The 13412-nt window shown below is 64.4% G+C and carries 11 protein-coding genes; 2 read left to right on the forward strand and 9 right to left on the reverse strand.

From position 1 onward, the window contains the following. Nucleotides 1-162: 162 nt before the first annotated feature. From QZ634_RS14755 to QZ634_RS14770, 4 genes are all read right to left on the reverse strand, one after another. Entirely contained in the window at nt 163-609 is a 447-nt protein-coding gene (locus tag QZ634_RS14755) for an SRPBCC family protein (RefSeq protein ID WP_291903988.1), read from the reverse strand. 160 nt (nt 610-769) lie between these two features. Next, complete coding sequence (locus QZ634_RS14760) at nt 770-1171, reverse strand: nuclear transport factor 2 family protein (protein ID WP_291989618.1); 402 nt, start codon at nt 1169-1171, stop codon at nt 770-772. A 604-nt stretch (nt 1172-1775) separates the two neighbouring features. Beyond that, nucleotides 1776-2153, reverse strand: coding sequence for a type II toxin-antitoxin system VapC family toxin (locus tag QZ634_RS14765; protein ID WP_291989960.1), 378 nt, complete (start codon nt 2151-2153; stop codon nt 1776-1778). Then, nucleotides 2153-2398: a type II toxin-antitoxin system prevent-host-death family antitoxin gene (locus QZ634_RS14770; RefSeq protein WP_291989620.1), complete on the reverse strand. Its 246-nt coding sequence runs from the start codon at nt 2396-2398 to the stop codon at nt 2153-2155. Before QZ634_RS14770 ends, QZ634_RS14765 begins: the two co-directional genes overlap by 1 nt. 1213 nt (nt 2399-3611) lie before the next feature. Between QZ634_RS14770 and QZ634_RS14775 the strand changes: the two genes are divergently transcribed. Then, nucleotides 3612-4514 (forward strand): ROK family protein, encoded by a 903-nt coding sequence (locus QZ634_RS14775; RefSeq protein ID WP_291989622.1) that lies wholly within the window; start codon nt 3612-3614, stop codon nt 4512-4514. Further along, nucleotides 4511-5209 carry an MOSC domain-containing protein gene (locus QZ634_RS14780; RefSeq protein ID WP_291989624.1) on the forward strand — a complete coding sequence of 233 codons (699 nt, stop codon included), beginning with the start codon at nt 4511-4513 and terminating at the stop codon, nt 5207-5209. The genes QZ634_RS14775 and QZ634_RS14780 overlap by 4 nt, the downstream gene beginning before the upstream one ends. A 25-nt stretch (nt 5210-5234) precedes the next feature. Here QZ634_RS14780 and QZ634_RS14785 read toward each other — a convergent pair whose 3' ends face one another. From QZ634_RS14785 to QZ634_RS14805, 5 genes are all read right to left on the reverse strand, one after another. Then, nucleotides 5235-6467, reverse strand: a complete 1233-nt coding sequence (locus QZ634_RS14785) for a hypothetical protein (protein ID WP_291989626.1) — start codon at nt 6465-6467, stop codon at nt 5235-5237. Between the two features lie 103 nt (nt 6468-6570). Beyond that, nucleotides 6571-8112, reverse strand: coding sequence for an HD domain-containing protein (locus QZ634_RS14790; RefSeq protein WP_291989628.1), 1542 nt, complete (start codon nt 8110-8112; stop codon nt 6571-6573). 343 nt (nt 8113-8455) lie between these two features. Beyond that, the gene (locus QZ634_RS14795) at nt 8456-10477 is read right to left on the reverse strand and encodes a primosomal protein N' (protein ID WP_291989630.1); all 2022 of its coding nucleotides are present in this window, start codon (nt 10475-10477) and stop codon (nt 8456-8458) included. Nucleotides 10478-10814: 337 nt separating this feature from the next. Next, on the reverse strand, nt 10815-11891 hold the full coding sequence (hemE, locus tag QZ634_RS14800) for a uroporphyrinogen decarboxylase (protein ID WP_291989632.1): 1077 nt from the start codon (nt 11889-11891) through the stop codon (nt 10815-10817). A 59-nt stretch (nt 11892-11950) separates the two neighbouring features. Continuing rightward, nucleotides 11951-13405, reverse strand: coding sequence for a potassium transporter TrkG (locus tag QZ634_RS14805; protein WP_291989634.1), 1455 nt, complete (start codon nt 13403-13405; stop codon nt 11951-11953). Between the last annotated feature and the right edge of the window lie 7 nt (nt 13406-13412).

Consider the following 13412-nt stretch of genomic DNA (forward strand, 5'->3'; position numbering starts at 1 on the left):
AGCTTGCTGAACGTGTCGTCGGAAATGCAGCGCACCCGCCAGCACGTCATTGCGAGGAGGCGACGCAGGGAGCGGTATGAAGCGGGCGCAGTCCAGCCACCGCACGGGTTTCACGCTGCTGGCAGGGCCGTTGAAGGTCTCATCAAGAATGCAGCACCACGGTTACTCGCGGATTTCCGGCTCGACGAGTCTGGCGAGCGACTCGAGCGAATCCTGCCAGCCCAGGTAACACATTTCCACGGGTATGACTTCGGGAATCCCCTCCTGGACGATGTTCAACTCGCTGCCACAGGAGACCGCCTTGATCGATACCGTTACCTGCAGGACGCCCGGCAGCTTCGGATCCTCGAAGCTGTCGGTGTAGCGGATCAGTTCATTGGGGATGAGTTCGAGGTACTCACCGCCGAAGGAGTGGATCTGCTCGCTGGCAAAGTTGGTGAACGACATTCTGAATGTTCCACCGACCCTGGCCTCCATATGATGAACGGTGCACGTAAATCCGTTCGGGGGAATCCACTTGGCCATAGCCAGGGGATTGAGGAAGGCGCGGTAGACCCGCTCCGGTGGCGCCCGCAAAATGCGGTGAAATCGAACGGTGCTGGTGGCCATGGCTGCTTCTCTCCTTGCTTGTCGGTCGTAAGAGGTCATGCACCACTGGGTTCCGACCTTATCTCTGGACTGCTCCTGGTACGCAAGGTGCAGCCAGCCTCGGCAAGACGTGTGGCGCGTCAGGTCTGGACGGGCGAATAAAAACGTCCCCCGCGCCCGATCAGCTTCCCCGGAGGGCGGCCCAGTGTTCGTGCGTATCGGTCTTGTGACAGAACTTTGTCACTTGTCCGCTGCTGTCAAAATGCCAGATGTGAACTTCGTCTTCTTCGACGACTTCCTTACCGGTCGCCTTGACCACAAAAACGATGTCGTTGAGGGCAACGACGATGCTGCCGGATTCGAGCAAGGTCTTGGGCTGGAACCTCCGGAGATCCAGGGCGCCCAGCGCCTGGAAAAACTTCGGCACCTCATTTCGCCCATGCCGCGGCACAAGCCAGGGGATTCCAGCGTCTTGCTTGTCGTATTCCCAAATCACATCGTCGCTCAAGTGACTCAGGATGGTCGGAACGTCGCCGCTGGCGAACGCTGTGTAGATCTCTTGAACGCTGGCGATATTGCTCACGGCAGGCTCTCCTCCTTGGTCAACGGTCTGACTGCTGCTGAGACCGATTCTGCTGGCGAAGGTTTGCAACCAGCGGCCGGCGCCGGCAGTGCATCTGCCGCCGGCATCACCGTCGCTGTGGGGATTGTAGGGCGGCACGGCTCAAGGTCAATCTTTTTCACGCAGTGCCGTGGCGCAAGCCCTCTGAACGAGCAGATCAGCCAACATCAGGCCCCAGGCCAGCAATTGTTGGCATAACCCGAGCCACGTTCACCCACAGGAGGGGTCGGTCCATGGTCAGGAATCGTCTTGTAGCCAGGGAAGCGGTCATTCACAGGGAGGACGAGAAAATGGGCGCCGAAGCGCCCGCTGAAACTACTGCTGCAAGGCGATTAGCGCACCAACTCACAACTACACCCACAATTGACATCAGCGCAACCATCAATCTTTTCATACCCCGATCTTATTAATGCTTGTATATATCGAATGATACGCGAGCACGGGGCATGCGCGCAGGGTCAGGCCTCCGCTCGTGACTGCCCGACCATGGTCGTCGCGGCCGGAGGTGCAGGTCAAGGCGAGTGCCGGTTGGGGGCCAAGTCTTGCAGGCGCCGACGGCCGGCGGTCAAGCCTTCTCCACCTCGTCCAGTTCCAATTCCAGTATTGCCGAATCGCGGGTCAGCAACGTCAGTCGCTCGTCTTTCGCCTGCGCGACAAGCAATCGATCGAATGGGTCGGCGTGCGCGCAGCTCAGGCTGCGCACGGCTTCGATGTGGCGCGGGAGGATCGGCAGCAAGACAAAGCCCTGCGCTTCGAGTTGTTCGCCAATGGCGCCCTGCGGTAAGGGCAGCTTGCCTTTGGCGTTTTTCAACACCATTTCCCACACGCTGGCAGTGCTGACCGTGATGTCGGATCGTGCGATGAGGGCTCGTGTGGTCTCGCCCAGACGCTCGTCGCCCGTCATCCACCAATAGACCAGATGGGTGTCGAGCAGGTAGCGCATCACGATATGCCGCCACCGGTGAGTTCGTCGGCGATGGCGGCATTGGTCGCAGGCGCATCCCAATCCGCCTCAGCCGGGGGCAAGGCAACCCACGCGCCGGGCTGGCGCGCAACCTCCGGCGCGCCGACCTTCACCAGCCTGACCACCGGGACGCCGTTGTTGGCAATTACGACGTCCTCACCCGCCAGCGCTGCCTGTACCAGTTTCGATAGCTGGTTCTTGGCCTCGAGCATGTTGACTTGCATTGTGACTTCCTTCCAGAACGACCCCGGATAGCTGCAGTTTAGCTCTGCTTGGCCAGGTTAGCCAAGTGCGATCCCTTTCCGGATCGCAAGGCCACGTCCGCCGAGTTCGTCGCGCGATATCGGCGCTCTGCAACGGAACCCATGTTTCGTCCGGCTCGCGGAGTTTCGCCGATGCCAGTCCGCCGCGTGGGGCGAGTGCTATGCAGCCGTCGATTGGTGGGGTCGGCTACCTCGATGGATCGCTTCGTTCGGCGGGATCCAGGGTGACCCGTCGGCGGGCCAGTCCCTGCTCGAGTGATCGTTGCACCTTGGTGAAACCCCTCGGGCTTCACTATGAGGCCGCCTGGCGTCAGCACGGATAGGGTGATGGAGCTACCCGCAACGGCGGCAAGGCGCTTTTCCACCCTGCCCACGGCCGGCTGCAGTACCCCGGCGCTGACTACGTCCGCCCGTACTTCCCATCCGTTTACAGACTTCGCCGCGTCGATGCCGTTGACAAAGGTATTCGAGAGCTGCTCCAGCCCGGCCTTGCCACGCGTGTCGAGCACCTCCTGAACGGCCCGGTCGGCCGCGGTCATCGGTGCGAACTGTGCGCTACCAAGGAGCACGCGCCCCTTCGCCGTGATGTCACTTAACCAGCGCGATCTCGCTCGGCCGCCCCTTCTGCGTCAAGAATGGTTCGAGCGGAGTAAGCAGGGGCAGCATGGGGAAGAATCGTTTGTTGGACCTCATCTGGATCCGCTTGCCGCCCTCGGGTTGCGTCGGACCGAAGCCTATCATCGTCGAACTATCGGCGGCCGGAGACGGAGAGCGCTGGCTGTCGGCGCGCGGCTAGTGCAGTGTTGCCCGCCGTGTGGAGCTGACGAACTCCAGCCAGGTCAACGATCGTGCGCCGTTTGCAGGTATGCTCTGCTGAAAGCCTCGTCAAAGATGCCGCAGCACGACATCAGCCAACGCGTCATTGCGAGGAGGCGCAGCCGACGCGCCAATCCAGAGATTTAGCGCGGCGCATTGGCGATGCGGCGGAAAGGCCGTGAGAGAATGGCACTGGACTACCGCGTCGGCTGCGCCTCCTCGCAATGACGGTGGGTGCGGGACGGGCGCCGGATTCCCCGCGGCCTTCAAGCTTCTTAAAGTCTCATCAAGAAGGCAAAACTACACTCGCTGCGTAGCTAGTGGTGATGGTGTGACTACCAAGTCTCGTTTATACAGCATGTTAAGGATTGGGATAGACCTTGGCGGCAGCAAGATTGAACTGATCGCGCTCGACGGCGCGGGCGGGGTCTTGCTGCGGCGGCGCTGTCCGACGCCGCAGGGCGATTACCACGGTACGCTGCGGGCGGTCGGCGAGCTGGTCGAAGCGGCGGAAAGCGAGCTTGGCCAGAGCGGCAGCGTCGGCATCGGCGTGCCCGGCGCCGAATCGGCCCTTGACGGGCGGATCAAGAACGCCAACTCGACCTGCCTGATCGGCGAGGCCTTGCGCGAGGATCTGCAGGCGCTGCTGCAACGCGAAATTCGCCTGGCCAACGACGCCAACTGCTTTGCCCTTTCGGAAGCCATCGACGGCGCCGGCAGCGGGGCAGAGGTGGTCTTCGGCGTGATTCTCGGCACTGGCGTCGGCGGCGGCATCGTCGTCAGGAAAGGCGTTCTCGCTGGCGCCAACCGCATTGCCGGCGAATGGGGGCATAACCCCTTGCCACTTTCGGAAGAGGAAAGCCGGCCGCCGGCGCGCTGCTACTGCGGGCGACTCGGCTGCGTCGAAACCTGGCTGTCGGGCCCGGCGCTGTGCGCCGATCACCTGCGCCATGGCGGCAAGGCGCTCGCCGCCGAGCAGATCTGCGCCGCTGCCGCGGCCGGCGACCTGGCCTGCGAACAGACGCTGGCGCGCTACGAGCGGCGCCTGGCCAAGGCCCTGGCGCAGGTGGTCAATGTTCTCGATCCGCAGGTCATCGTGCTCGGTGGCGGACTGTCGAATATCGAGCGCCTGTATGACCGGGTGCCGCGACTCTGGGCCGCGCACGTCTTTTCCGACGTCATTCGCACGCGGCTGTTGCGCAACGTGCATGGCGACTCTTCCGGCGTGCGTGGCGCCGCCTGGCTATGGAGCGAAAATTGAGCGAGATCGTGCTGTTCAGCGGTGGTTTGACGAGAATCGACGAACACGGGCAGTCGACTGGCATCTTCAAGAAACCGGTGGCCGCCCCGGTCGAGCTCGGCTTCGAGGGCCTCGCCGGCGATGTCCAGGCCGACCGTCGCGTCCATGGCGGGCCGGAGAAAGCGCTCCATCAGTACGCCGTCGACAACTATCGGCGCCTGGCCGAGCAGCTGCCGGCAATCGCCGCGCAACTGGTCGTCGGCAGCATCGGCGAGAACGTTTCCGCCGCCGCTGTCGATGAAAGCACGGTTTTCATCGGCGACGTATTCAGTCTCGGTCGCGCCAGGATTCAGGTCAGCCAGCCCCGCAGCCCGTGCTGGAAAATCGACCACCGCTATGGCCACGCTGGCGTCGCGCGGCTGATCGCCGAGACCGGCCTGACCGGCTGGTACTACCGCGTCCTCGAAGAAGCCAGGATCGGCACGGGCGACCGACTCGAACTGATCGAACGTCTGCCGGGCGCCGTCTCGCTCGCCGAGCTGTGGCAGGTCTGGCGCGAGCACCGGCCCGCCGCGGCGACTCTGCAGCGTTTGTCCGCGGCGCCCGGCTTGAACCCCGGCTGGCAGAAGAAGCTGCGTGATCGCCGGCACTGGCTGCGCAGCAACGACAGCGGCACACAGCCGGCCCGGCCACTGTTCCATGGCCGCCCACCCTGAGCACAGAAAACCGGCAATCAGCGATTTAGCGATAGAAGGGCAAGGCGGCCAGCCGCGCCTCGATGTCGGCGCCAAGTTGCCGATAGGCAGCGTTGTCCGGGCCACCGTAACGGCGCTCGAAGCGGGCTTCCGAGAGGTATTCGGGGAGACCGCTCAGCGACGGCGCCAGGTCACTGTCGCGCCGCGTCCGGCTCATGGCCGCGTTGAAGCGTTGCGGGTCGCCAGCCAGCAGTTCGCCGAAGCGCGTCCCGGCACGATCGGCGGCGAGGTCGGCGAACGAAAAACCACTCCCGCGCCGCGAATCGTCGATTTCCTTGTAGATGCCGATGGCGTTGGCCGCCGGTTCGCCGGCCCAGGCGGCCAGAGCGGCCGAAATGACGAAATGCTGCGCGCTGTCGTAGCGTCCGAGCAACTCCAGGTTGAGACGGCGCGCACGTGGCCACTCGCCGGCTTGCGGAAAGAGGGTGTTGAGGCTTTTTCCAGACTCGTACGCTGCCAGCACGAGCAGCGCCGCCCGTCGCTGCTGTACGCCTTCTTCCCCGGCGGGGCCGGCCAGCAAGGGCAGCAGAACCTCGCTCAGGGGTACGCGGGCGTTCACCGGGTAGTGCATGAAGAGGTCGGCGAGCGCGCGCTGGGCGGCCTCGACGCGCCTGCTGTCGGCGGGTGTGAAGGCGAACGAGCGGGCGCGATCGAGAAGACCTGGCTCCCAGACGTAGGCGATAGCGACGACGCCACGCGCGGGCACGAAGTCGAGGCGGCGAAACGCCTGTTGCAGCAGCAGCCAAGGCTCGCCAAGTCCGGCAAGCTCGATCACCGCGACGCTCAACCACTCGACCAGGCGCGGCGGTAGCGGCAGCGACCCGAGGGTCACGGAGGCGAGCTGCACTTGCCCGGCGTCGGACCGGAAAGCTGCGCGCAGATTCAGATAGCGAGCACCGGAAAGACCGGGGAGCCGGAAAGGGACAGTGAGGCGGAATTCGCCCGCCTGGTCGACCAGCGAAAAGGCGCCGCGCCCTTGTAGCCTGCGCGTCGCCAGATGATTGACGGCTTCGTCGACCAGCGCTACGGGAATCTGCGCCGTTCGTTGCTCGCCACGGCGCAGTCGACGCGGGTCGTTGCTGAGCAGAAGCCCGCGCGCCTCGGCGATCGCCGCTGGCGAAATGGTTTCGCCGCGGCTGACCAGCGGCACCGTTTGCAGGCCGGCAAGAAAAAGGACTGCCGCAGCGAGGAGCGGCAGGAGGACGAAGAGGCGTATCACCGGCGCAGCGCGGAAAGCGTCTGCCGGCTGGCGCAGCGTCGCTCACTCAGCGGCGCGCGCGCACCCCGCTGCTGCGGCCTGGCAGCGCTGCCAGGCTCGCCGTTCATGGTGCGGCAGAGGTGGCCGAAGGCAGCGGCGTCAGCGTGCTGTCGGGACTGCCCAGGCGAAACGCAAAGCCCGCCTTGCGCATCATGGGCGCTTCGTTTTGCAGATCGGCACGGGTCAGCGGATGCTCTTCAAGCCAGCCGGGCGGGAAGCGTAGCTCGAGCTGGCGCCGCTCGACGCGCAGTCCGATCGTCGGTAGGGGGTCGCTCGTGCGGCTGCGGTGGAGGACCACCGCGAGGCGCAGGAGAACGCACAGCCGCGGCGCGGCGTCCTTCCACGCGCGCGGCAGGTGCGCGAAGGCGTTGCCGGGAAATGAGCGTCGGTGACGCCTGACCAGTGCCGAGAGCAGCAGTTGGTCGTCGCGCGAGTAGCCGGGCAGATCGGCGTGTTCGATCACATAGGCGCCGTGCTTGTGGTGCTGGTCGTGGGTCAGCAAGAGGCCGATTTCATGCAGGCGAGCGGCCCTTTCGAGAACATGCGCCGCCTCTTCGCCGCCGAGTTGCCATTTGCTGCGCACCTGGCGCAGCAGGGCGAGCGCCGTCGCGCTGACGCGCCGCGCCTGGGCTTCGTCAAGGTTGAAGCGCGTGATGACGTCGACGATCGTCCGGTCGCGCACGTCCTCGTGGCGAATGCGCCCCAGCAGGTCATAGATCAGGCCTTCGCGCAGGGCGCCTTCCGAGACCTCCAGCTGGTCGATGGCGAGCGCCTCGCAGAGCCCGTGCAGAACGACGAAACCGCCGACAAAGACGCGCGCGCGTGCCGGGTCGAGTTGCCAGCGGCTGGCAATGGCCGTCGTGTCGCGCACCTCGAGCAACTCGCCGCGCAGACGGCGCAACGCTTCGCGGGTGATTCCCTCGCGGCTCCAGCCCTCGCTGATCAGCACATCCTGGATCGCCTTGATCGAGCCGGAGGCGCCGGTGACCACCCCCCAACCGCGCGCCACATACTCCTGGCGGACCGGCTCGAGGGTCAGTTGCACGAGCAGTTCGGCCTCGCGCAGGCGACTGGCAGTCACCCGCCCGTCGCCAAAACAGGCCCGGCTGAGGCTGACGCAACCCATCTTCAGGCTGGCCAGGTGAAGGGGATCGAATTTTTCGCCGATGATGAGCTCGGTGCTGCCACCGCCAATGTCGATCACCAGGCGCTGCCCGGGGACGTCGCCCACGCTGTGCGCCACGCCCAGATAGATCAGGCGCGCTTCTTCCTGGCCACGGACGATTTCGACCTTGTGGCCGAGAACCTGTTCGGCGCGCGCGACGAACTCGGCACTGTTGCGTGCCTGGCGCAGGGTATTGGTACCGACAATGCGCAGTTGTTCGGGTGGAATGTCACGCAGCCGCTGGCCGAAGCGTGCGAGGCATTCGAGAGCTCGCTTCTGCGCATCCTGCGAGAGGCGGTTGCGCGCATCGAGACCGCCCGCCAACTGAACCATCTCGCGCAAGCGGTCATGGACCTGCACCTGCCCATTGACCAGGCGGGCGACGATCATGTGAAAGCTGTTCGAACCAAGGTCGATCGCCGCTACAAATTCGGAAGACACGTCAGAACTCCTTGCCGCTGCTTGAAAAAAGGGCGCACGCGGGACGATTTGGCGGCCTGCCCGCGTCGGCCAGGTCTGCTTCGCCGTGACCGCACGCCAGCGCAGCGTGACGTCCCTTGGCTTGGCGCCGGGAAACGGGCCTCGGCTGGCTCCTTGACCGCCCCGCCAGCTGGCGGCAGGCGCGGTGGGTGGCAGCGCGCAACTCATTCCCCGGCGAACGGAAAGATAGCGGAAGTGCGCCCTGTTCGCCGTGAAAAGGCTCACGTTGCGGGATCCGTGACCCGCATGCAGACAGAGTATCCCTGCCGCCGCGACCGTCGTCAATCGATCGCCGCGGCCGATCTCAGAACTCGAGCGGATCGACCTCCAGGTGCCAGCGCAGGCGGGACGGCGCCTTGATCGCTTCGAGTTGCGGCAGCCAGTCGGTAAGAAAGCCTTGCAGCGCGCGCCGTGCGGGCGACTCGACGAGCAACTGGCCGCGTTCGAAGCTGGCGCGCCGGGCGAGACGCATCGGCACCGGGTCGTAGAAGGTCACCGCATGCCGGCCTTCAACCGCCGGACAGTGGCGCGCGCTTTTCAGAAAACCCAGCGCGTCGGCCATCAGCGGCGCTTCGGCCCGCAGCATGGCCTGGTGCGCGTAGGGCGGGAAACCGGCCTGCTGGCGCTCGTCGAGCAGCTCGGCGGCGAAACCGGGAAAGTCATGGCCGACCAGCGCAGAGTAGAGCGGATGCTCGGGAAACTGCGTCTGAATCAGGAACTCGCCCGGGTGTTCGGCGCGGCCGGCGCGGCCGGCGACCTGCATCAGCTGTGCGAAGAGGCGTTCGGGTGCGCGCCAGTCGGCGGCAAACAGCGCGGCGTCCGGAGCAATTGCACCGACCAGGGTGAGCTTGGGGAAATCGTGCCCCTTGGCCAGCATCTGGGTGCCGACCAGGATGTCGGCGTCACCGCTGTAAATCCGTGCCACCAGGGCTTCCCACTGTTTGCGGCTACTCGCCGCGTCGCGGTCGACGCGCAGCACCCGGGCCTCTGGAAAACGCTCGGCGAGTACCGCTTCCAGACGCTGCGTACCGCGCCCGAAGGCGCTCAGGTCCTGGTTGCCACAGGTCGGGCAGGCTTTCGGCAGACGCGCTTCGAAGCCACAGTGGTGGCAACGCAGGCGGCGGTCGGCAAGATGCAGCACCAGATTCGCGGCACAGCGATGGCAGTGCGAGGTCCACCCGCAAGCGGCGCAGGCCAGCACCGGTGCGTAGCCACGGCGATTGAGAAAGAGCAGGCTCTGTTCGCCGCGCGCCAGGCGCACCTCGATGGCGCGCAGGAGAGCGCTGCTGAGACCATCCTGTGGCTTGTCGAGGCGAGTGTCGATGCGCTGCACGGCGGGCAGGCGGGCACCTTCCACCGCCCGCTCACTCAGGGTCAGCAGGCGATAGCGGCCGCGGCCGGCGGCCGCGGTGGCGTTGGCCCAGCTTTCCAGTGAAGGAGTCGCCGAACCGAGGACGATCTTGATGGCGCGCTGGCGGGCACGAAAGACGGCCAGGTCGCGCGCCGAATAACGGATACCGTCCTGCTGCTTGAACGAGGCGTCGTGCTCCTCGTCGACGACGATCAGGCCAAGCTCCGGCAAGGGAGTGAAGATGGCGAGGCGCGTACCCAGGACAATTCGCGCCTCGCCAGTCAGGGCCGCGCACCAGTTCCGGCTGCGCGCAGCCTCGCCGAGTTCACTATGCAGACTGACCAGGCCGGCAGCGGGGAAACGCGCCGCGACGCGCGCTTCGAGCTGCGGCGTCAGGTTGATTTCCGGGACCAGCAGGAGGGATTGCTGTCCGTCGGCCAGGGCGCGCTCGATGAGGCGCAGGTAGATTTCGGTCTTGCCGCTGCCGGTGACGCCGTGCAGGAGGTAGGCGTGGAAGCCATCGCCAGATTCGGCGATCGACCTCAGCACGACCTGCTGCTCGCCGGTCAGTTCTGGCTGCTTTGCCGCTGCCGCCGCGGTTGGCTGAGCACTACGCGACTTCCTGGCCTTGACTTGCTTGACGGCGCGCAGTCCGGCCGGCAAGGTCGACAGCATGACCTGGCCAAGCGGGACGTGATAGTAGTCGGCACAGAACTCGGCGAGGCGAAACCAGTCGGCAGGCAAAGGGGGCAAGTCGCGCAGTACGTCGCCAAGTGGCTTGAGTTGCGCCAGCGGAAGATCGCTCGCCACCGGCAGCTCGACGAGAATCCCGACCTTCTCGTGGCGGCCGAAGGGCACGCGAACGCGGTAGCCGATGTCGCTCGCCGACAGCAGCTCGCCATCGGCGACGCGGTAGTCGAAGAGACGACGAAGAGGAAGATCGAGCGCGACACGGGCGATCTGCGGCAAGAACATCAGGTCGAAACGCCGTTTGCAGACGAATGGAAAAAAGGAGCGCTAGTTAGCGCTGGAAGCTCGTGCCACTTCTCGTAGTGCAGGATAAGATCTTCAGTTATTTGAGGTTTCTGCGCGATTCACAGATTCTGTGGATAACTCTGTGGATCGGAGTGCCTGAACACATCGCAACCGCCCTTTCCGTAAGGGTTTCAGAGCCATTGCCGGAAAAACAGGCAATTGTAAAACGCTTTTAAATTATAGACTTACGATTACAACCCTGATTTACAAGCAACTTTCGCCGTAGCGATGAACTCGGAAGTCGCTTCTGTGAACAAGTCAAGCGGTAATCGCGGACTCAAGCCCCTTTCTGGCGCAGAATCCGACTGTGCTCGTGTACCGCGTCAACCAACGCCTTGACGTTGTCCGGCGGCGTGAACTGCGAGATGCCGTGGCCAAGGTTGAAGACATGCCCGGTCGCACCCGGGCCGTAGGCGTCGAGCACCTTCCTGGCCTCGCAGGCAATCGTTTCAGGAGAAGCGAAGAGCACCGCCGGGTCGATGTTGCCTTGCAGCGAGACCCTGTCGCCGACGCGTCGGCGCGCTTCGCCGATGTCGATTGTCCAGTCGAGGCCGACCGCGTCGCAGCCAATCTCGGCGATCGCTTCCAGCCACAGGCCACCGCCTTTGGTAAACACGATCGATGGCACGCGCTCACCATCCCTTTTCTTGATCAGCTTGTCGATAATTCGCTGCATGTAGGCGAGCGAGAACTCGCGATACGCTGCCGGGGACAGGGAGCCCCCCCAGGAATCAAAGATCATCACCGCCTGGGCACCCGATTCGATCTGCGCGTTGAGATACGCCGTCACCGCGTCGGCAGTAACCGAGAGGATATGATGCAGGAGGTCCGGCCGGTCGTAGAGCATGCCTTTGATGCGCCGGTAATCGGTACTCGAGGCGCCTTCAACCATGTAACAGGCGAGCGTGTAAGGACTCCCGGAGAAGCCGATCAGCGGCAGCGAATTGTTCAGCGCGCGTCTGATTTCCGCTACGGCGTCCATGACGTAACGCAGGTGATCCCAGGGATCGGGCGCGCTGAGGTCGCGAATCGCCCATTCCTCGCGCAGCGGGCGTTCGAAACGCGGCCCTTCGCCGTCGGTGAAATAGAGTCCGAGCCCCATCGCGTCGGGAATGGTCAGGATGTCCGAAAAGAGGATCGCCGCGTCGAGATCGAAGCGCGACAATGGCTGCAGCGTCACCTCGCAAGCCAGACCGGGGTTGGTACACAACTGCATGAAACTGCCGGCGCGGGCGCGCGTTTCGCGGTACTCGGGCAGGTAGCGGCCGGCCTGACGCATCAACCAGACCGGGGTGTGCGTGGTCGGCTCCTTGAGCAGAGCGCGCAGAAAGGTATCGTTGGCTGGGCGGGTCACGGCAAACTCCGGCGGCGAGCGGAATGGGGCTCGGAAACCGCGATTATCCCCTTTCCCCGCTACTTCCGCCAGAAAGCCGGCGTCATCACCACCAGCAGGGTGAAGATCTCGAGGCGACCGAGGAGCATGGCGAAGGTGCACACCCAGGTCTGGAAATCGCTCAGCCCGGCGAAGTTCGTTGCTGGCCCGACCTCGCCGAGACCTGGCCCGGTGTTATTGATACTGGCGACGACCGCCGAGAACGCGGTAATGATCTCCAGCCCGGAGAAGGAGAGCAGCAGCGTCATGCTGGCGATGCAGACCATGTACATGAAACCGAAGGCAAGCACGGCAAAGAGAATGTTGGGCGGCACGACGTCACCGCCCACCTTCACTGGATGCACGGCGCTGGGATGCATGGCGCGCGTCAGTTCGCGGTAAACCTGCTTGTAGAGCACCATGGCGCGAATCATTTTGATGCCGCCGCCGGTCGAGCCGGCGCTGGTCGCAAAACTGCACAGGAAGAGCATCCACAGCGGCGCGAAGAACGGCCACAGTGCATAGTCGGTGGTCGCGAAGCCGGTCGTCGTGGCGATGGAGACGACGTTGAAGGCCGCATAACGCAGGGCTTCGCCGAAACTGGCATAGACGTCGTGAAAGACGAGAAAGGCGGTGATGCCAACAACACTGCCGAGGGTCACGAGCAGAAACAAGCCCGCTTCCGGGTCCGAGCGATAGGGGCGCAGGGAACGCCCGGAGAGAACAACGAAGTGGGTCGCGAAGTTCATGCCGGCGAAAAGCATGAAGGCGATGGCCACCGCTTCGATGGTCGGCGAAGCAAAATAGGCAAAGCTCGCATCGTGGCTGGAAAAACCACCGAGTCCCATGGTGGCGAACATGTGCATGATGGCGTCCAGCCCGCTCATTCCCGCCCAATAGTAGGCCAACGCGCAGCAAATCGAGGCCAGCGTATAAACGGTCCACAATCCCTTCGCCGTTTCCGCGATGCGCGGAGTCATCTTGGTGTCCTTCATCGGTCCCGGCGTTTCGGCCTTGAACATCTGTCGACCGCCGATGCCCAGCAAGGGCAGGATGGCGATGGCCAGAACGATCAAACCCATGCCGCCGAGCCAGACCATCTGCGTTCGCCAGAGATTGATCGACACCGGCAGGTCGTCCAGACCGATGAGAACGGTCGCACCGGTAGTCGTCAGTCCGGACACCGCTTCAAAATAGGCGTCCGTGAAACTGAGGTTGAGCTGGAGTACCAGCGGCAACGCGGCGTAGATCGGCAGCAGCGTCCACACCAGTGCGACCATCAGGAAGCCGTCACGAATCGTCAGGTCGCGGGTTGCCCTGCGGGTCGCGTACCACAGGCCCAGGCCAGTGGCGATGGTCAGCAGAACCGCTTCATCGAACGATGCGAAAGCGCCGTCGTCGAGGAACCAGGAGACCCCCAGCGGCAAGAGCATGGTCAGCCCGAACATCAGGATGACCAGCGAGAGTACCCGGACCACCGGGTAGAAGCGTTGCATGCTGTCG

The organism is Candidatus Accumulibacter sp. ACC007, assembly GCF_907163205.1.
Lineage (GTDB): Bacteria > Pseudomonadota > Gammaproteobacteria > Burkholderiales > Rhodocyclaceae > Accumulibacter > Accumulibacter regalis.

Coding starts and splice junctions, on each gene's coding strand:
- QZ634_RS14775 (WP_291989622.1), top strand. CDS start 3,612: ATGTTAAGGATTGGGATAGACCTTGGCGGCAGCAAGATTGAACTGATC.
- QZ634_RS14755 (WP_291903988.1), bottom strand. CDS start 609: ATGGCCACCAGCACCGTTCGATTTCACCGCATTTTGCGGGCGCCACCG.
- QZ634_RS14805 (WP_291989634.1), bottom strand. CDS start 13,405: ATGCAACGCTTCTACCCGGTGGTCCGGGTACTCTCGCTGGTCATCCTG.
- QZ634_RS14770 (WP_291989620.1), bottom strand. CDS start 2,398: ATGCAAGTCAACATGCTCGAGGCCAAGAACCAGCTATCGAAACTGGTA.
- QZ634_RS14795 (WP_291989630.1), bottom strand. CDS start 10,477: ATGTTCTTGCCGCAGATCGCCCGTGTCGCGCTCGATCTTCCTCTTCGT.
- QZ634_RS14765 (WP_291989960.1), bottom strand. CDS start 2,153: ATGCGCTACCTGCTCGACACCCATCTGGTCTATTGGTGGATGACGGGC.